13 protein-coding genes and 1 pseudogene are annotated in these 17,998 nt (G+C 74.2%); 3 read left to right on the top strand and 11 right to left on the bottom strand.

The genetic code is table 11. The features are described 5' to 3' along the window. The 5 genes from VF468_17410 to VF468_17390 all read right to left on the bottom strand — a co-directional run. Nucleotides 1-506: carbohydrate ABC transporter permease (locus tag VF468_17410; GenBank protein HEX5880069.1), on the bottom strand; the 506-nt coding region annotated here is incomplete at its 3' end. After that, a complete protein-coding gene (locus VF468_17405) occupies nucleotides 507-1,442 on the bottom strand; it encodes a sugar ABC transporter permease (protein HEX5880068.1) in 936 nt (311 codons plus the stop codon). It abuts the gene before it with no gap. Nucleotides 1,443-1,446: 4 nt separating this feature from the next. Beyond that, nucleotides 1,447-2,490 carry an ABC transporter ATP-binding protein gene (locus tag VF468_17400; protein HEX5880067.1) on the bottom strand — a complete coding sequence of 348 codons (1,044 nt, stop codon included), beginning with the start codon at nucleotides 2,488-2,490 and terminating at the stop codon, nucleotides 1,447-1,449. A 13-nt stretch (nucleotides 2,491-2,503) separates the two neighbouring features. Continuing rightward, complete coding sequence (locus tag VF468_17395) at nucleotides 2,504-3,943, bottom strand: extracellular solute-binding protein (protein HEX5880066.1); 1,440 nt, start codon at nucleotides 3,941-3,943, stop codon at nucleotides 2,504-2,506. A gap of 85 nt (nucleotides 3,944-4,028) precedes the next feature. Beyond that, nucleotides 4,029-5,117 (bottom strand): hypothetical protein, encoded by a 1,089-nt coding sequence (locus VF468_17390; GenBank protein ID HEX5880065.1) that lies wholly within the window; start codon nucleotides 5,115-5,117, stop codon nucleotides 4,029-4,031. A gap of 389 nt (nucleotides 5,118-5,506) precedes the next feature. On the opposite strand from VF468_17390, the gene VF468_17385 reads away from it, so the two are divergent. Next, complete coding sequence (locus tag VF468_17385) at nucleotides 5,507-5,974, top strand: NUDIX domain-containing protein (GenBank protein ID HEX5880064.1); 468 nt, start codon at nucleotides 5,507-5,509, stop codon at nucleotides 5,972-5,974. A 320-nt stretch (nucleotides 5,975-6,294) separates the two neighbouring features. Continuing rightward, nucleotides 6,295-6,735 carry a cyclic nucleotide-binding domain-containing protein gene (locus tag VF468_17380; GenBank protein ID HEX5880063.1) on the top strand — a complete coding sequence of 147 codons (441 nt, stop codon included), beginning with the start codon at nucleotides 6,295-6,297 and terminating at the stop codon, nucleotides 6,733-6,735. 9 nt (nucleotides 6,736-6,744) lie between these two features. On the opposite strand, the gene VF468_17375 is transcribed toward VF468_17380, so the two are convergent. Together VF468_17375 and VF468_17370 are read right to left on the bottom strand one after the other, a co-directional pair. Beyond that, nucleotides 6,745-8,457 (bottom strand): bifunctional 3'-5' exonuclease/DNA polymerase, encoded by a 1,713-nt coding sequence (locus VF468_17375; GenBank protein HEX5880062.1) that lies wholly within the window; start codon nucleotides 8,455-8,457, stop codon nucleotides 6,745-6,747. Nucleotides 8,458-8,494: 37 nt separating this feature from the next. Next, nucleotides 8,495-10,390 carry a LysM peptidoglycan-binding domain-containing protein gene (locus VF468_17370; GenBank protein HEX5880061.1) on the bottom strand — a complete coding sequence of 632 codons (1,896 nt, stop codon included), beginning with the start codon at nucleotides 10,388-10,390 and terminating at the stop codon, nucleotides 8,495-8,497. Between the two features lie 178 nt (nucleotides 10,391-10,568). On the opposite strand from VF468_17370, the gene VF468_17365 reads away from it, so the two are divergent. Continuing rightward, nucleotides 10,569-11,342 (top strand): VOC family protein, encoded by a 774-nt coding sequence (locus tag VF468_17365; GenBank protein ID HEX5880060.1) that lies wholly within the window; start codon nucleotides 10,569-10,571, stop codon nucleotides 11,340-11,342. Here VF468_17365 and VF468_17360 read toward each other — a convergent pair. The 4 genes and pseudogenes from VF468_17360 to VF468_17345 form a co-directional block, all read right to left on the bottom strand. Then, nucleotides 11,281-11,982, bottom strand: a pseudogene (locus VF468_17360) (adenylate/guanylate cyclase domain-containing protein). The gene VF468_17365 and the pseudogene VF468_17360 sit on opposite strands and share 62 nt — an antisense overlap. Nucleotides 11,983-12,390: 408 nt before the next feature. Beyond that, a complete protein-coding gene (locus VF468_17355) occupies nucleotides 12,391-15,348 on the bottom strand; it encodes a glycoside hydrolase family 2 TIM barrel-domain containing protein (GenBank protein HEX5880059.1) in 2,958 nt (985 codons plus the stop codon). After that, nucleotides 15,345-17,492, bottom strand: a complete 2,148-nt coding sequence (locus VF468_17350) for an alpha-galactosidase (protein ID HEX5880058.1) — start codon at nucleotides 17,490-17,492, stop codon at nucleotides 15,345-15,347. Before VF468_17350 ends, VF468_17355 begins: the two co-directional genes overlap by 4 nt. Beyond that, nucleotides 17,489-17,998 (bottom strand): carbohydrate ABC transporter permease (locus VF468_17345; protein ID HEX5880057.1); only part of this gene is annotated, 510 nt, incomplete at its 5' end. The genes VF468_17350 and VF468_17345, both read right to left, overlap by 4 nt.

The following is a 17,998-nucleotide window of genomic DNA, read 5'->3' as shown; positions in this document are numbered from 1 at the left end:
GTCGGGTAGACCAGCACCAGCGACCAGGTCGAGTCCTGCAGGCCGGTGGTCACGACCAGCCGCGACAGGGACAGGAAGAGCAGGCTGGGCGGGACCAGGTAGACGAAGAAGATGGCGATGGCCATCGGTCCCGACCAGGGCCGGTCGAGCCGGGCCAGGCTGTAGGCGGCCGGCAGCCCCAGCAGCAGCGTGATGGCCACGACCAGCAGCCCGACCCACAGGGTGTTCCAGATGAAGGTCAGGAAGGCGGTGTCGCGCAGCAGGTACAGCAGGTGGTCGGGGGTGGCGGCCAGGTTGAAGAAGAACGGGCTGTTCTCGGGGTTGTAGAGGTCGCGGTTCTGCTTGAACGCGGTGACCAGGCTCCACAGGAACGGGGCGGCGCAGATGAAGGCGGCCACCACCGCCGCCACATAGAGGCCGACCCTGGCCATGACATGGCGGCGCCGGTAGTGCCGCCGCAGCCGCTCGGCCGCGACGCCCTTGGGCACCTCGGCGGTGGCGACCACCTACAGCACCTCCATGCGCCGGACCGCCCGCAGGATGGCGATGGCCGCGGCCAGCAGCAGCGGGAACAGGAACAGCGCCACCGCCGCCCCCTGGGCGACGTCGCCGCCCTCGATGCCGCGGATGAACGCCCAGCTGGCCAGCACCTGGGTGGCGTGGTTGGGGCCGCCGCGGGTGAGCACGTACACCACCGTCATGTCGGTGAAGGTCAGGATGGCCCCGAACAGGGCCGCGACCGCGACCACGGGCAGGGTCAGGGGGATGGTCACCTCGAACATGCGCCGCCAGAAGCCGGCCCCGTCCACCCGGGCCGCCTCCTGGATGTCGTTGGGGATGGCGACCAGCCCGGCCAGGATGATGACCGCCGACAGCGGGACCAGCCGCCACACGTGGACGGCGATCACCGACGCCATGGCCAGGTGCGGCCGGCCCAGCCAGTAGATGTTGCCGTCGATCAGGCCCAGGTTGCGCAGCACCCAGTCGATCGGGCTGAAGACCGAGTCCAGCATCCACAGCCAGGCCACCGCCGACAGGGCCACCGGGGTCGTCCAGGGCAGCAGGACCAGGAACCGGACCAGCCACTTGCCGCGGAAGTCGGCCACCAGGATGTTGGCCAGGACCTTGCCCAGGACCACGATCAGGGCCATCGAGACGACGGTGAAGACGAAGGTGTTGCGCAGCGAGCGCCAGAACACCGGGTCGTCGAGGGCGCGCTCGAAGGTGCGCAGGCCGGCCCAGTGGAAGCTGGGGTCGCCGGCGGTCACGTCGCTGAAGGCGAACCCGATGGCCAGGAAGAACGGCACCGCCACGAGCGCGACCACGTACACGATCGACGGCACCAGGAACCAGATCGCCATCTGGCGGTCGTTGTCGGCGAAGTGCCGGGCCGGCCTCCTCCCGGCGCGGACGCCGGGGCGCTCGGTGGTGGCCGCGTCCATGGCCTCAGCCTCCGACCGGGACGGGGTCGGCCCGGTGCCCGCTTTCGGCGTCGAAGAACCGCAGCCGGTCGGGGTGCACGGCGAACTCGTGGGTCTCCCCGACGGCGATCGGGGTCGGGACCGTGGCCGGCAGCCGGGCGATGACCCGGGTCTCCTCGCCGATGCGCGTGGCCGTGCCGTACACGTGCCGGTCGCCGGAGAGGTACTCGATCCGGTCCACCTTGAACGGCACCAGCGTTCGCTCGGGCCCTCCGACGTGCTCGGCCGGCAGCAGGTGCTCGGGGCGGAACCCGACGAAGCGGCCGTCGCGGGGGACCAGGTTCATCGGCGGGGAGCCGATGAAGGTGGCCACGAAGGTGTCGGCCGGGTCGTCGTAGACCTCGACCGGCGGGCCGAGCTGGCGCACGCGGCCGCGGTCCATGACGGCGATCCGGTCGCCCAGGCCCATGGCCTCGGCCTGGTCGTGGGTCACGTAGATGGTGGTCGTCCCGACCCGCTGCTGGAACCGCTTGAGCTCGTCGCGGGCGCTGGTGCGGAGCTTGGCGTCGAGGTTGGAGAGCGGCTCGTCCAGCAGGAACACGTGGGGGTCGCGGACCATCGCCCGGGCCAGGGCGACCCGCTGGCGCTCGCCGCCCGAGAGCTGGCGGGGCCGGCGGTCCAGCAGCTGGTCGATGCCGAGCAGCTCGGCCGCCCAGCGGGCCTTGCGGACCTGCTCGTCCTTGTCCATCCGCTCGGCCTTGAGCGGGAAGACGATGTTCTGGAGGACGTTCTTGTGCGGGTACAGGGCGTAGCTCTGGAAGACCATGGCGATCTTGCGGGCCCGCGGCGGCAGGTCGTTGACGACCTGCCCGTCGATGAAGACCTCGCCCTCGCTCGGCTCCTCCAGCCCGGCGATGGTGCGCAGCAGGGTGGTCTTGCCGCACCCCGAGGGGCCGAGGAGGACGAGGTACTCGCCTTCCTCGGTGGCCAGGTCGATGCCGTCCACGGCGTGGACCCGCCCGCCCTCGAACTGCTTGACGAGCCCGCGGACCTCCACGACCTTGGTCACGGCCGGCCGCCGATCACGTGCCGCCGACCAGGCCGCGCTTCCGCCACTTCTCGAAGATCGGCTTGATCTGGGCCTCGGCCTGGGCCACGGCCTCCTTGGGCGAGGCATCGCCGCGGGCCGCGCTGGCGAACATGTTCGGGATCACGAAGGTCCCGAACACCTCGCCGATGGCGGTGTTGGACGGCCCCGGGTAGCCGATGTTGGTGCTCCAGTCGGTCGCGTCCTTGAGGAAGGCCAGCTTGTCGGCCGGCTGGGCCCCGTAGGGGTCCTTGGCCAGCCAGCCGTCGAGCTGGGGCACCCGCTCCGACCAGGCCGGGAAGTCGTACAGCTTGGAGTGCCAGGTGGCCGAGGCGAAGTTCTCGGTGTAGTAGAGCAGGAACTCCTTGGCCGCGTCGGGGTTGGCCGCGTGCTTGGGGATGATCCAGTTGTAGAGCACGTGCTGGGCGGCGCGGGCGTCGGCGGGCCCGCGCAGCGCCGGGACGAAGCCGATGTCGTTGGCCACGTCGGGGTTGGCCCCCTGGGCGGTCCGCCAGGCCGAGATCGAGTTGAGGATGTAGGAGAGCTTGCCGGCGACCAGGCCCTGGTTGTTGGAGGCGGCGTTCCAGGAGAAGACCTCGTCGGTCATGGCCCCCTTGAACAGCTTGGTCATGAACTCGACGGCGGCCACGGTCTCCTCGGAGTTGATCACCACCTGCTCGTTCTCGTCCTGGACCGAGGCGCCGTAGGACCACATCAGGGCCCGGCCGGCCATGTTGGAGTCGATCTCCTGGGACATGCCGATGCCGAGCTGGGTCCCCTTGCTCTTCTTGATCTCGCTGCCACCCTCGAGAAGCTCGTCCCAGGTGGTGGGGCCCTTGGGCAGGCCCACAGCCGTCCACAGCGAGGTCCGGTAGTCGCCGGGGTCGGGCACCCAGCCGGGCGAGTAGGCGTAGTAGCGCCCGGTGGCCGGGTTGAAGCTGGACTGCTTGCTCAGCTCCAGCTGCTGGCCCCAGCGCTTGGTGGCCTCGTCGGTGATGTCCTTGAGGTCGAGGACGCTGGGCTCGAACTGCGACAGCGGGGCGATGTACTGGATCACGTCATGACCCTGGCCGGCCTGGATCTCGGCCGCGATCCGGGTCGGGATCTGGGCGTTGTCGATGTGGTCGACGGTCACGTTGACCCCGACCTTCTTGCCCCAGTCCTGGGCGAAGGGGCGGAACCACTGGTCGTGGCTGGGCACGAAGTGGCTCCAGAGCAGGATCTTGAGGTCACCCGAGAGCTTGGTCCTCGGCTCGGTGAAGCTGACCGACGGCGCCTGGCCGGCCGCCTCCTGTCCGCCGCCCGGGCCGCCGCCGCCCGGCTCGCTGGAGCAGGCGGCGATCGCCGCCCCCATGCCCGCGACCCCCACCGCCCGCAGGAACTGTCGCCGGTCGGGTGTCCACAGGCGACCTGATCGGGATCCGCTGTCGGCCATGTGCGCAGCCTCCCTTGGTCCAGAGCTTGGGACGGCGTTTCCCACCCCGCCGTCCAAAGAAGCGCTTTACCCAAGTTCGGCGTGCTTATGCCTTTGAAATCGGTTTCCAGGCCGCTTCGGGAACGGCCGGCGGCAGGACCAGGATGCTCAGGCCGAGGCCGCTGAGCGAGGCCATGCCGAGCACGCCGGCCCACAGCTCGGGCGGCCAGGCGATCCCGTAGGCGAGGGCGTACACGGCCAGCCAGGCGCCCCAGAGCAGCACCGGGACCAGGGCGCCGGCGGCCCGGAAGGGGCCAGGCCGGTCGGGCCCGGGGCGCAGCCGGGCCAGCAGCAGGTCGGCGGCCAGGCCGCCGGCCAGCATGGCCGGGATGAGCGCGCCCAGGACGAACTCGCGCAGGGAGGTGAGCCCGACCGCCCCGGTGGTGGCCAGCAGGGTGACGGTGCCGAAGGGCAGCCGCCAGCGGCGGGCCAGCAGCAGCACCGGCGCGACCACGATGAGGTTGGTGACGAGCACGCTGGCCACCCCGACGATGGTGGTGAGCAGCCCCTCCGGCCCCTGGGCGGCCGGGGTCGACGGGGCCCGGGTGACGAACGCCGACAGGTACTGGAAGAAGAACAGCAGCACGGCGGTGGTCAGGGCGGTCGCCCACAGGGCGGGCAGCAGGGCCAGGGCCGGGGAGCGGGCGGGCAGGCCGGGCGAGGACCAGGCGGAGCGGACCGGGCTGGTCACCATCAGCAGCCCGCCGCTCAGCAGCAGCAGGTGGGAGGGGCTGAGCAGGGCGGCCACGCTCGTCTCGACCCCGAAGACGGTGTGCCAGGCGCCGTCGGCGAGCCCGCCGGCCACGAACAGGGCCACCCCGGCCAGCCCGAGGCCGTAGCCGGCCGGGACCAGGGCGGGGTCGAAGCGGCCGCCGCGCTGGTGCTGGGCGACCAGGCGGGCCAGGACCACCGTGGACACCATGAAGCCGAGGTAGAACACGGCGTGCCAGGGACTGAAGAAGGTCTCCAGGCCGGGCTGGTTGACGTGCGCCCAGCCGTCCAGGAACAGGCCGCCGACCACCCAGGTGCCGAGCAGGGCCGCGGCCAGGTCGTCCCCCCAGCGGGCCCGCGGCCGGGCCGGGTCGCCGGCCGCGCCCGCGGTGGTGCTGGTGGTGGTCGTCCTGACGCTCGCCATCGGCCGCCTCCTGCTGCTGCGCGCTCCCCGCATTGTGGAGACGGCCGGGGGTGTGGACAACCACACCACCTCCCCCGCCCTCGGCGGCTACGCTTCCCCCCAGGGGGCCTCGCACCCGGGGGCCGGGGCTGCGGCGTGGGCCGGCACAGGACCGCAGTCAGGCCGTGAAGTCGTCCAGGTCGATCATGGCCACGCGCAGCCCGGTGCTGGCCCGAGCACGAACCCGCAGCCGGTCCTGGTAGAGGGGGATTGACCCGACCATCACAAAGCATGGGCAGCAGCCCCCGGGCGGCCCGGCCCACCCGGAGGACGGCGCCACCGATGGTCCTCATGCCACCATGTCGGCAGGTTCGGGGCCGACCTTGCGGCGCGGAGCGGTGGGGGTGACGATGGCCAGGCGGAGCGCGGGGATCCTGCTCTACCGGCGGCGGGGCGGGGCCGTCGAGCTGCTGCTGGTGCATCCCGGCGGGCCGTTGTGGGCCAGGCGGGACGCGGGCGCCTGGTCGATCCCCAAGGGCGAGTACGGCGAGGGCGAGGACCCGCTGGCCGTCGCCCTGCGGGAGTTCGAGGAGGAGACGGGCCAGCGCCCGCCGGCCGACGGCCTGGTCGCGCTGGGCGAGGTCCGCCAGTGTGGCGGCAAGGTCGTCAGCGCCTGGGCCGCCCGAGGCGACCTCGACCCGGAGGCGATCACCTCCAACACCTTCATCCTCGAGTGGCCGCCCCGCTCGGGCGTCCGGCGGGAGTTCCCCGAGGTCGACCGGGCCGGCTGGTTCGACCCTCCGACGGCCCGGGTGAAGCTGCTGGCCGCCCAGGCCGAGCTGGTCGACCGGCTCCTGGCCGCGCTCGACCGCGGCTGAGCCAGCCGGCCGGGCCCATGGCCATCCTGGCGCCGGGAAGCAGCCAGCGCAGCACCGCGACCAGGTCCTCGGGCCGCAGCGCGACGCAGCCGGTTGCGGAGAACCCGTTGTAGCCGATCCGCGCCGGCGGTAGCCGGGTCGCGGTGCGGTCGGCGGGTGGCGTTGGCGATAGGGTCTGTGACAACGCCGCGCACCCGCCCCGGCGATCGGCTACGCTCCCCCACCGGGAGACCCGGCCCAGGGTCGGGTGGTTCCGGCACGGCCGGGCGGTTGCGGCTCGGAACCGGGTGGTGGCGGCACGGACGGCGCGGGAGGATGCGATGGACGAGGTGACGGTCGGGCTGGCGGCTCTGGAACGGACGCCACTGTTCGCGGGGCTCGACCGCGAGCACCTCGAGGACGTCCTCCGGGTCGGGCGGCGGGTGTCGTACGAGCCCGGGCAGGCCATCGTGGAGCGGGGCGACCCGGGCGACGCCATGTACATCGTGCTCGGCGGGGCCGCCGAGGTGGACGTGGGCGGCCGCTTCCACCGGCTGGTGCGGGGCGACTTCTTCGGCGAGATGGCCGTCCTGGCCGGCCAGCCCCGCGAGGCCACGGTCAGGGCGGTCGAGCCGCTGGAGGCGTTGCGCATCCCGGCCGACGGCTTCCAGGAGTTCCTGTCCGAGAACCCGCAGGTCGCCGTGGGCATGCTCAAGAGCCTGGTCGAGCGCCTCCGGGAGGTCCAGGACCGGCTCGACACCTGGGTCGGGGGCGTCTGGTAGCCGCCGGGGTCACTTGGCGTCGGCGTAGCAGTCGACCACGGCCACGCTGAGGGGGAAGCGGACGGCGGTGTCCCCGAAGACCAGGCGGCGGCTCTCGTCGGCGGCGTCGCGGACCGCCGCCGCGACCTCCTCGGCGGCCTCCCGAGGGCAGTGGACCACGACCTCGTCGTGCTGGAAGAAGACCAGGTGGGGGCCGGTCGGGCGGTCGGGCGGGCCCGGGGTGGCGAGGCGGCGGCGCACGGCCGCCAGCAGGACCAGGGCCCAGTCGGCGGCGCTGGCCTGGACCACGAAGTTGCGGGTGAAGCGGCCCCGGTCGCGGGCGGCCCGGCGGGCCCGGGCCCCGGCGCCGGCGTCCGGGTCGGCCCCGGCGGCCCGGTCGGTGGCGGCCAGCCAGCCCGCCGAGGGGGCCGGGCAGGTCCGGCCCAGCCGCGAGCGGACCAGCCCGCCCTCCTCGCCGGCGCGGGCGGCCGCCTCGACGTAGCCGACGGCCGCCGGGAACCGCCGCCGCAGGACGGTCATGAGCGGCCCCACGTCGCCGCCGTACATGGCGGCCAGCAGGGCGGTCTTGGCCCTGGCCCGGTCGCCCCCGAAGGCGTCGGCGGCCAGGGCGGCGTACAGGTCGCCCCCGGCGGCCGCGCGGGCCAGCCCCTCGTCGCCGGACAGGGCGGCCAGCACCCTCGGCTCGAGCTGGCTGGCGTCGGCGACCACGAAGGTCCAGCCCGGGTCGGCCACGACGGCCCGGCGCAGGGCATGCGGGATCTGGAGGGCGCCGCCGCCCCGGGTCGCCCAGCGGCCCGACACGACCCCGCCGGGCACGTACTCGGGCCGGAACCGCCCCCCGGCGACCCACGCGTCCAGCCACGCCCAGCCGTGGGCGGCGTGCAGCCGCGACAGCTCCTTGTAGGCCAGCAGCAGCGGCACGGCCGGGTGGTCGACCTCGCGCAGCACGTGCGATCGGGTCGAGGGCAGCGGCAGGCCGGCGGTGGCGAAGGCCCGCAGCAGCTGGGCCGGCGAGTCGGGGTTGAGCGGCTGCCCGCCGAACGCGGCCCCGATCCGGGCGGCCAGGTCGGCCAGCCGCGGCGGCACGTTCCCGGCCCTCGGCCGGGGGCCGAGCAGCTCGGTGAGGACCGCGTCGTGGACCTCGGGCCGCCACGGCAGCCCGGCCGCGGCCATCTCGGCGGCGGCCAGCGCCCCCGCCGACTCCGCCGCCACCAGCAGCCCGAGCCCGTCCAGTCCTCCCGGGCCGATCGTCCGGGGGACCGCCCCGGCCAGCCGGTGCTGCTGGTCGGCGTGGACGGCCACGACCCCCTCGAGCAGCTCGGGCCCGGCGGGCAGCCCCAGCAGGTCGTGGTCGAACAGGGCCGGCTGGCCGGCCCTGGCCAGCCCCGGGGCCCGGTCGTCGGGCACCGGCAGGCCGCGCAGGCGGGCCCAGGCGGCCGGGAACGAGCGCGGCTCGCCCCAGCGGCCGTCGGCGGCGAGCAGGAGCTGCTCGGTCAGGCCCAGGTCGTGGCAGCGCCCGACCCGCACCCCGGCCGCCAGCAGCCCCGGGTAGACGTCCCCGGCGGCCGCCCACACCCAGCGCGGCCGCCCGGCCCGCTCCCGCTCCGCCACCGCCCCGGCCAGGTCGGCCACCGCTTCCACCGGCCCCTGGGGCGTGCCGTCCTCGGCGACGGCCTGCAGCAGCCCCCCACCCTCGGCGTCCTCCACCACCGCGACCCGCATGCCGGAAGTCTGCCCGCCCCCAGCGACAGCCGGCCGGTCAGCCCTTGACGATGACCAGCACCAGCCCGGGGGCGATCTCGTCGGGGTCGGCGACGACGTCGCGGTTGAGCTTGGCGATCTCGGGCCAGCGGCTCGCGTCGCCGAGCCTGCTCCTGGCGATGCCGGAGAGGGTGTCGCCCTTCTTGACCTTGTACAGCTGGGGCCGGGGCCTGATCGGGGTGGGCCCGGGCAGGGTCAGGACCTGGCCGACGCTGAGCCGGTCGCGGTGGCGGATCTTGGCCCGGTTGAGCACGAACAGCTCGGGCCAGCGACCGGCGTCGCCGAGCTGCTTCTGGGCGATCAGGGAGAGGCTGTCGCCCTTCTTGACCTTGTAGGTCCGGGGCGCGGCCCCGCCCCCGGCGACCTTGGCGAACCGCAGCAGGTCGGCCAGCTCGAACCGGCCCGCCGTGGCCGCGGGCAGGGACGGAACCCAGCCGGGCGTGCGCAGGATCGAGTCCTCGCTGCGCCGGACCAGCCCGACCAGCACCTCGGCGACCAGGGTGCCGCCGACCGGGCCGAGACGCTGGCCGCCGCCGTGGCGGGCCTCGGCCAGCAGGTAGTACCAGAGCGGCGTCCGCTCCAGGAACCCGGCGTCGCGCAGCACCTTGGCCTGGCGGGTGCTGGCCGCGGCCGCCTCGAGCTGGGTCGCGGTCAGGGCCGGCAGCCCCAGCCGCCCGGCCAGGGCCTGCCCGGTGGGCATGCGCAGCCCGTAGCCGCGCAGCAGGTTGCGGACGGCCAGGTTGGCGGCGTCGGCCGGCTGCTCCAGCTGGCCGGTGACCGTCTGGAGCTGGAACAGGCCGTCGGCCAGCTTGGTGTCGAACCGCCGGGCCTTGTTCTTGCCGCCGCCGGGGGCGATGAAGCGCTCCCACTGGATGATCCAGTTGTCGGGCAGGGTGTCGAAGTCGCCCAGCTCGCCGCTGAGGGCGGTGAAGGTGAACAGCAGCCCCAGCGACGCCGGGTCGAAGTTGAGGTTGAAGTCGTAGGTGTCGCGGACCATGGTGTGACCGAAGCGGAACCCGGCCACGGTGAACTCGAGCGGCAGGAAGAACGGCTCGCCGAGGGCGTCGTAGAAGCGGTTGCCGCCGCTGATGACCCCGTCCACGATCGCCGGGTCGGCGACCCGCTTGAGGAAGTCGTGGAGCACGATGTGCTGGTAGTGCTGGCGGACCAGCCGCCGCGCCTCCTCGAAGCTGCGGCCCTGGTCGACCAGGCGGTTGTGGGCCTTGAGGAAGGCCAGGTGGAGCTGGGCGACGATCAGGTTCTCGTCGTTGCGCGGGTCGCCGATGCGGGCCGCCCGGTCGCGGAGCGGGTCGGCGTTGCGCGGCTCCCGGGGCAGGTCGTTGTCGTCGCCCTTGCCCGGCGGCCGCTTCAGGGGCGGGGCCGTCCCGTTGAGCCCGGTCACCTTCCCGATCAGCATCCGGTCGTGGTCGGCCGGGTCGCGGGGGGCCGGCGGGCCGTACAGGCTGTCCAGCTCCAGGCTGGCCGTGCGCAGGTTCTTGAGGTCGTCGCGGATCCGGGCCACCGGGAGCGGGGCCAGGTTCGGCGCCAGCAGCATGCCGGTGGTGAAGGAGCTGGTCTCGAAGGTGATGTCGTGGTCGACGAACTGGCCGAAGTAGGTGTAGATGGCCGGGACGACGCCGTCGCCGGTGGCGGCGCCCGGGTCGACCATGGTCCGGCCGAGCTCCTTGAGCCGCTTGACGGTGGCCGCCGACCGGGGCAGCAGGTTGGCGTCGTCGTCCTGGAGCTCGGGGAAGAGGAAGTCGAAGTCCTGCAGGGTGGCCGGGGCGGCGACGGCGAAGCCCAGCTCGACCTCGGCGGCCCGGCTGGCCAGGGCCGCGTGGGCCTGGCGGAGCTGCTCAGGCGTGGCCGACGACCCGTGCGCTACCCGTGGCATGGCCAGAGACTTCCATAGTCCCCAACCGCCGACAACCGCGGCAGGTCAGCAGGAGGTTGGGCTCGGCCGCCGTCGGGGAAGGGTGGGAGACTCCGGGCGTGGTCATGGTGGTCTGATCGACCAGCGGCCAGCCCGGGTTGAGCGACCCGGGGCCGAACCGGACGCCGAGGAGCGCGCGATGAGCTTCGTCACCGAGAACCAGCCCGACGGCACCCCGACCTGGATCGACCTGGGCATCCCCGACCTGGAGCAGGCGATGGCGTTCTACGGCGCCCTGTTCGGCTGGGACTTCGAGGTCGGGCCGCCGGAGATGATGCGCTACACCCAGTGCCTCCTGGGCGGGCGGCGGGTCGCCGCCCTGGCCGAGAACCCCGACCCGGCGGCGACCGCGTTCTGGTGGAACATGTACCTGGCCACCGGCGACTGCGACGCCACCGTCCGGCGCGTCACCGACGCCGGCGGGACCGTCGTGCTGGAGCCGACGGACTTCCCCGACCAGGGCCGCATGGCGATCGTCAAGGACCCGGTGGGGGCGCAGTTCGGGCTCTGGGAGGGCCGCGGCCATGTCGGCTGCGAGGTCGTGAACGAGCCCGGGTCGCTGCTCCGCAACGACCTGGTGACCCCCGACCCCGAACCGGCCCGGGCGTTCTATGCGGCCGTGTTCGGCTTCACCCTCGACGGCAACCCGGACCTGCCGGACTTCGACTTCACCTTCCTGCGCCGACCCGACGGTCACGAGATCGGCGGGATCATGGGCGTCCCCGGCGTGTCGTCGGGCTGGACGACCCTGTTCGAGGTGGCCGACACCGACGCCGCGGTCGCCCGCGCCGCCGAGGCCGGCGGCACCGCCGGCACACCCGAGGATTTCGTCTACGGGCGCCTGGCCACCATCACCGACCCGTTCGGGACCGAGTTCTCGGTGGGCTCGCGCCCTGAGCCTCAGCGGGCCTGACCGCCCGGGCGACCAGGAACCAAGTGTCCTGTGTCCCCTTGCCCTTGACCTGGATCGGCCCCCGCCGCTGGAAGCGGTAGCGGTCGCGGAGCCGCCGGTAGGTCCGTTCCGTCACCTGGATGCACCCGGGCAGCCCGCGCGACTCCATCCGGCTGGCCGTGTTGACGGTGTCGCCCCACAGGTCGTAGCTGAACTTGCGCCGGCCGATCACCCCGGCCACCACCGGGCCGGTGTCGATGCCGACGCGCACGGCCAGCGGCCGGCCGTCCGGGTCGCGGTGCCGGGGGACCTCCTCGCGCAGGGCCAGGGCCATCTCGGCCACCGCCTGGGCATGGTCGGGCCGGGGCTCGGGCAGGCCCCCGACCACCATGTAGGCGTCGCCGATGGTCTTGATCTTCTCCAGCCCGTGGCGCTCGGCCAGCCGGTCCAGGGCCGAGAACAGGTCGTCCAGGACCCACACCACCCGTTCCGGGCTGCTGCGCTGGCTGCGCCGGGTGAAGTCCACGAGATCGGCGAAGAGCACCGTGACCTCCGGGAACCCGTCGGCGATGACCTCCTCGCCCCGCTTGAGCCGGTCGGCGATCGGGCCCGGGAGGACGTTGCGCAGCAGCTGCTCGGAGCGGTCCTGCTCGGCCCGGAGCAGGCGGTTCGCCCGGTCCAGGGCGCGACGGTTGCGCATCGCCTCCCCGAGGATCAGCACGGCGGCGAACATGGCGGCGCTCTGCACGGTCCCGTTCAGCAGCGGCATCAGCGGCTCGGTCTCCGCCTCGAGCTGGTACAGGAGGTACGCGAAGGGCGCGACCACGAACCAGGCGACGACGGCCAGGGTCCAGCGCTGGTGCCCGGCCGCCCAGGCGGTCGCCACGGCGACCGACAGCGGCACCGCGAGGGATGCCCGGGTAGTTGGTCAGGCCGTAGAGCTGCAGGGCCACGGCCGAGGCGAGCAGCACGCCCAGGGGCCAGCGCCGCCGCACCAGCACCAGGGCGGCCATGATCAGTCCCAGGGAGCGGGCGCCGGGAGCCGGCTCGACGCCCTCGCCGACGGTCGTCACCTCATCGGGCCTTCCCGAGCGGGGAGCAGCCGGACCGCGAAGGTCGCCGGGGCCGGGTCGAGCCGGTAGGCGGGGAGGACGCCGGGGCCGCAGGAGGCCGAGCCGATCCCCTGCTGGGCGAGGTCGAGGTTGACCCAGACACGGTCGCCGGGGACGAGGTCGGTGGGGTGGCGGGCCTGGTCGAGCTGCTCGCTGGTCCAGGGCCGGACGGTCAGGTCGAAGGTCGGCTCGCCCTCGAACCGGATCCCGCGCCCGCCGCCGTCGCCCACGGTGGCCCAGCGCACGTCGCGGCGGTTGCCGTTCTCCTGCGGATACAGGTACGGGGTCTGGAGCTCCGCCACCGTGGCCGCGAAGCGGCCGACCCGGGCCGCCCGGCCGGTGTCGGCGTAGGCCTCGCCGGGCCCGCGGCCGAACCACTCGACCTTCCGGAACCCGGCCGGCACCGCCATCCGCAGCCCCAGCCGCGGCCACGGGCAGGGCCAGTCCCCCTCGGGCACGGCCTCCACCTCCAGCCGCAGCCCGCCCTCCACCACCGACCACCGGTAGGCGACCGCCACCCCCAGGTCGGTCGCGGCCGGCGCCACCCGGGACCGCACCACCAGGCCGTCGCCCTCCAGCGCGACCCCGTCCACCCGGTGCCGCAACCGGTGCAGCCCGACCCGCCGCCACACCGGCGCCAGCGCCTCCCCGTGGTGCCCCTGGTCGTTGTCGGTCGGCGCCCGCCACAGGTCCAGCACCGGCCCGTCCACGTCGATTTCCCCGACCCGCACCAGCCTTCCGGAGGCCGCGTCGAAGGTCCCGGGTCCAACCACCAGCGGTTGCGGGTCCTGCCCCCGGGGCGGTGGGTGCGGGGCCCCGGGGCTGTGGACCGCCCCCGGCACCTCCTCGTTTGGTTGGGCCACGCTCCCCCACCGGGGGACCTGGCCCGGAACCGGGGGGGTGCGGCGCGGCTCCAGGTGGACCTGCCCCCAGGCGATCTCGTGGCCGGCCGGGGCCCAGGGGTGGTCGGTGGCCAGGACGGCGCGGACGGTCAGCCAGGTCTCGCGGGCGGTGGTGGGGAGGGGCGGGAGGGGGACGGTGGTGGCCGATCCGGCGTCGACGGGTGGGACCTCCAGGTGGCCGGCGGCGACCTCGACGCCCTCCTCCTCCAGGTGCCACTCGAACGACAGGTGGGAGAGGTCGCGGACGTCGTGGAGGTTGGCGACCCGGACGCCACCGGCCGGGTCGGGGGTGATGCGGACCGGCTCGACCACCTTCTTGAGCTCGGCCAGACCCGGCGAGGGCGTGCGGTCGGGGAACAGCAGCCCGTCGGCGACGAAGTTGCCGTCGTGGAGGGGCTCGCCGAAGTCGCCGCCGTAGGCGAAGTACTCGCGGCCGTCGGCGGTGCCGGAACGCAGGCCGTGGTCGATCCACTCCCACACGAACCCGCCCTGGCAGCGTTCGTACCGCTCGAACAGCTCCTGGTACTCCCAGAGGCCGCCGGGCCCGTTGCCCATGGCATGACCGTACTCGCAGAGGAGGAACGGCATGGCCCGGCGCCGGGCGTCCAGCCCGGGGTCGTCGAGCGGGGCCTCCTCGCGGCGGCCGATGGCGTCGACCTCGGCGTGGGTCGGGTACATGCGGCTGTAGACGTCGACGTCCGGGCACGACCAGTCGCCCTCGTAGTGGAGCGGCCGCGACGGGTCGCGCCGCCGCGCCCACTCGGCCATGGCGGCCAGGTTGCGGCCGCGGCCGCTCTCGTTGCCGAGCGACCACATGACCACGCTGGGACGGTTCTTGTCCCGCTCGACCATGCGGGCCATCCGGTCCACCAGGGCGTCGCGCCAGCGGGGGTCGTCGGCCGGGTTGCCCCGCCAGCCGAGCGGCTCGAACCCGTGGGTCTCCAGGTCGCACTCGTCGACCACATACAGCCCGTAGCTGTCGCACAGCTCCAGGAACCGTGGGTGGGGCGGGTAGTGGCTGGTCCGGACGGCGTTGAGGTTGTGGCGCTTCATCAGGAGGACGTCGGCCTCCATGACGTCCTCGCCGACGGCCCGGCCCCGGTCGGGGTGGAACTCGTGCCGGTTGGCCCCGCGGAACAGCACCCGCCGGCCGTTGACGGTCAGGACCCCGCCGGCCACGGCGACGGTGCGGAAGCCGATCCGCAGCGCCACCCGCTCGGTCGCGGTGGCCAGCTGGCCGTCGTACAGCCGGGGCGACTCGGCCGACCACGGCTCCACGGCCGGGATCCGGACCACCTCCCCCGCGGCCGCGTCCACCCCCAGCTCGGGCACGGTGACCCGGGCCGGCACGCCGGCGTCGACCCGGAGGGTGCCGGCGCCTGTCTCGTGGTCGTAGCCGGCGTGCACGAAGTGGTCGTCGATCCCCCCGGCCGGGCGGGCCAGCAGCCGCACCTCGCGGAAGATCCCGGACAGCCACCACATGTCCTGGTCCTCCAGGTAGCTGGCCGCCGACCACTGCTGCACCCGAGCGGCCAGCAGGTTGTCCTCCCCGGGGGCGTACAGGGCGGCGGTGGCGTCGAACTCGGCCGGCAGCCGGCTCCCGGTCGAGCTGCCCAGCTCCTGGCCGTTCAGCCAGACCCGCAGGAACGAGTCGGCCCCCTCGAACCGCAGCACGGTCCGCTCGGCGTCCCAGCCGGCCGGCAGCCGGAACCGGAGCCGGTAGTCCCCGGTCGGGTTCTCGTCGGGGACGTGCGGCGGGTCGACCGGGAACGGGTAGCGGACGTTGGTGTAGGCGGGGCCGCCGTAGCCCTGGAGCTGCCAGTGGGACGGCACCGGCAGGGTCGCCCAGCCGGCGTCGTCGAAGCTGGGGTCGGCGAAGCCGGTGCCGGCGCCGGCCCGGGGCGACAACCGGAACCGCCACTGCCCCGACAGGTCCAGCGACCGGGCGTCGGAGGCCGCCCAGGCCCGCGGGGGCAGCGCCCCCGCGCCCAGGCCGAGCCGCTCCCCCGTCATGCGCCGGTGACGTGGAGCAGCAGGGCCTGCTCGGGCCGGAGCACCGGCAGGGGCAGGCCGACCTCGGCCAGGGCCAGGCCGCCGAGGGTGACCCCGCCCGCCTCCAGCCATGCCGGGGCCACCGCCTGCTTGGTCTCGGGCTCGCCCGCGACCGGCACCGGCTCGACCCGGTAGGCGCGGCCCGGGTCCAGGCCGGGCAGCCGGGCCAGGCCCGGCGTCTCGTAGGCCGAGCTGGTGAGCTGCACGTAGGCGAACAGCGCCTCGGCGCGGTCGGGGGCCACCACCCCGTGCAGGTAGGCGGCCGGGTTGGGATGGTCGGCCCGCACCACCTGGCCGCTGTGGAGCAGCGGCCGCGTCTGCTTGTAGAAGGCGATCGCCTCGGCCAGGGCCGCCTGCTCGGAGGCCGAGGCCGAGGCGATGTCCCACTCGATGCCGAAGTGGCCGAACAGCGCCGTGGCCACCCGGAAGGCGAGGGTGTGGACGCGGCCGGTGGTGTGGGCCTTGGGCGGGCCGACGTGGCTGCCGACCAGCTCGGGCGGGACCAGCAGCTGGGTCCAGCGCTGGATGGGCTGGCGCTCCAGGGCGTCGTTGGTGTCGCTGGCCCAGACCCGGTCGGTGCGGCCGAGGATCCCCAGGTCGACCCGGCCCCCGCCCGAGGCGCAGCTCTCGATCTCCACCCCCGGGTGGCGGGCGCGCAGCTCGTCCAGCAGCCGGTAGGTGGCCAGGGTCTGGGCGTGGACGCCGGGCCGGCCGGCGTGGCCGGCCTCGACCAGGTCGCGGTTGTGATCCCACTTGAGGAAGGCGATGTCGTGCTCGCCCAGCAGCGCGTCCAGCCGGTCGCGGATGAAGGCGTAGCAGTCGGGGTTGGCCAGGTCGAGCACCTGCTGGTGGCGCCACGGCTGGGGCAGCCGCCCTGGCTGGCCCGACCCGGACAGGACCCAGTCGGGGTGGGCCCGGAACAGGTCGGAGTCGGGGTTGACCATCTCCGGCTCGACCCACAGCCCGAACTCCATGCCCAGCTTCCGGACGTGGCCGATCAGCGGGTTGAGGCCGTCCGGCCAGACGTCGGCGGCCACGTACCAGTCGCCGAGCCCGGCGGTGTCGTTGCGGCGGTTGCCGAACCAGCCGTCGTCGAGCACGAACCGCTCGACCCCGAGGCGGGCGGCCACGTCGGCCAGGGCGGTGAGCCGCTCCAGGCGGTGGTCGAAGTAGACGGCCTCCCAGGTGTTGAGCACGACCGGCCGGGGCGTGCGCGGGTGGGACGGCCGGTCGCGCAGGAAGCGGTGGTAGGCGGCGCTGAGGCCGTCCAGGCCGTCGGCGCTGTAGCTGGCGTACACGGGCGGGGTGGCGTACGACTCGCCGGGGCCGAGGGCCACCTCGGAGGGGCCGAGCAGCTCGGCCGCGCCGATCCCGGCGTGGCCGTCGGCGTTGCGCTCCGCCCAGTGGACCGCGTCCCCGCTCCAGCCCAGGTGGATCCCCCAGACCTCGCCGGAGCGGAACCCGAACCCGGGGCTGCCGGCGGCCAGGACCAGGGTGGCGTCGTGGCCGGTGCGCCCGTGGCGGCCCTCGCGCACCCAGGCGCCGTGGGGCAGCGGGTGCCGCTGGGGGATGCGCTCGCGGCACCACCGGCCGGTCAGGTCGAGCAGCTCCACCGCCCGGGCCGGCAGGGGCAGGCTGACCCCGAGCTGTGTGACCAGATAGGGCCCGTCGCCCAGGTTGCGGAGGGTGTGGCCGGCCTCAAGGACCCCCGAGGGATGCAGCCGCAGCCGCGTGACCAGGGCCAGCCCGGCCTCGGGGTCCTCGGCCGCGACCGCGGCCCAGCTGCCGTCGCCGGCGACCTCGACCGTCCGGACCAGGAACCGCGGCGACCAGCCGCTCCCGTCCGGCCGGGCGCCGGCCAGCCCGGGCCGCAGCCGCCAGCCGTCGGCCGGCATGGGCAGCAGCCGGCGCCGCACCGGCCGGTCGATGGCCGAGTGCGCCGCCGCCGGCACCAGCGCCCCGGCCAGGGCGTCGCCGTCGAGGTTCTCGCCCAGGTCCGGGCCCCAGTGCAGCACCACCGGCAGCGGAGACCCCGCCCCGGCCCGCGCGTCCAGCACCAGCGAGACCCCGCCGGCGCGGAGCTGGAGCTCTCCCGGTGGGCTCACCCCTTGGTCGACCCCAGGGTCAGGCCGGCCACGAACTGCTTCTGGAGCAGGAAGAACACCACCAGGACGGGGATGGCGATGACCACCGACCCGGCCGAGAGCAGGTTGTAGTCGGTGAAGAACTGGCCCCGCAGGTTCGTGAGGGAGCTGGTGATGGGGAACTTGTCGCCCGACTGCATCAGCACCGTGGCCCAGTAGAACTCGTTGTAGATCCAGGTGACCTGGAGGGTGGCCAGCGCGGCCAGGGCCGGCCGGCACAGCGGCAGGGTGATGCGGAAGAACTGGGTGGGGACGCTGGCCCCGTCGACCCGGGCCGCCTCGAACATCTCCTGCGGCAGGGCCTTCATGTAGTTGCTGAGCACGAAGGTGCAGAAGCCGGTCTGGAAGGCGGTGTTGACCAGGATCAGCCCCCAGTAGCTGTCCAGCAGCTGCCCCGAGTCGCTCATCCACAGCGGCAGCGGGACCTCGCGGTACAGCCGGAACAGCGGGATCAGCAGCGCCTGCTG

It is taken from the genome of Actinomycetota bacterium, assembly GCA_036280995.1.
GTDB lineage: Bacteria > Actinomycetota > CALGFH01 > CALGFH01 > CALGFH01 > CALGFH01.
Note: the sequence above shows the minus strand (reverse complement) of the source record. Positions and strands in the feature narration are given on the sequence as shown.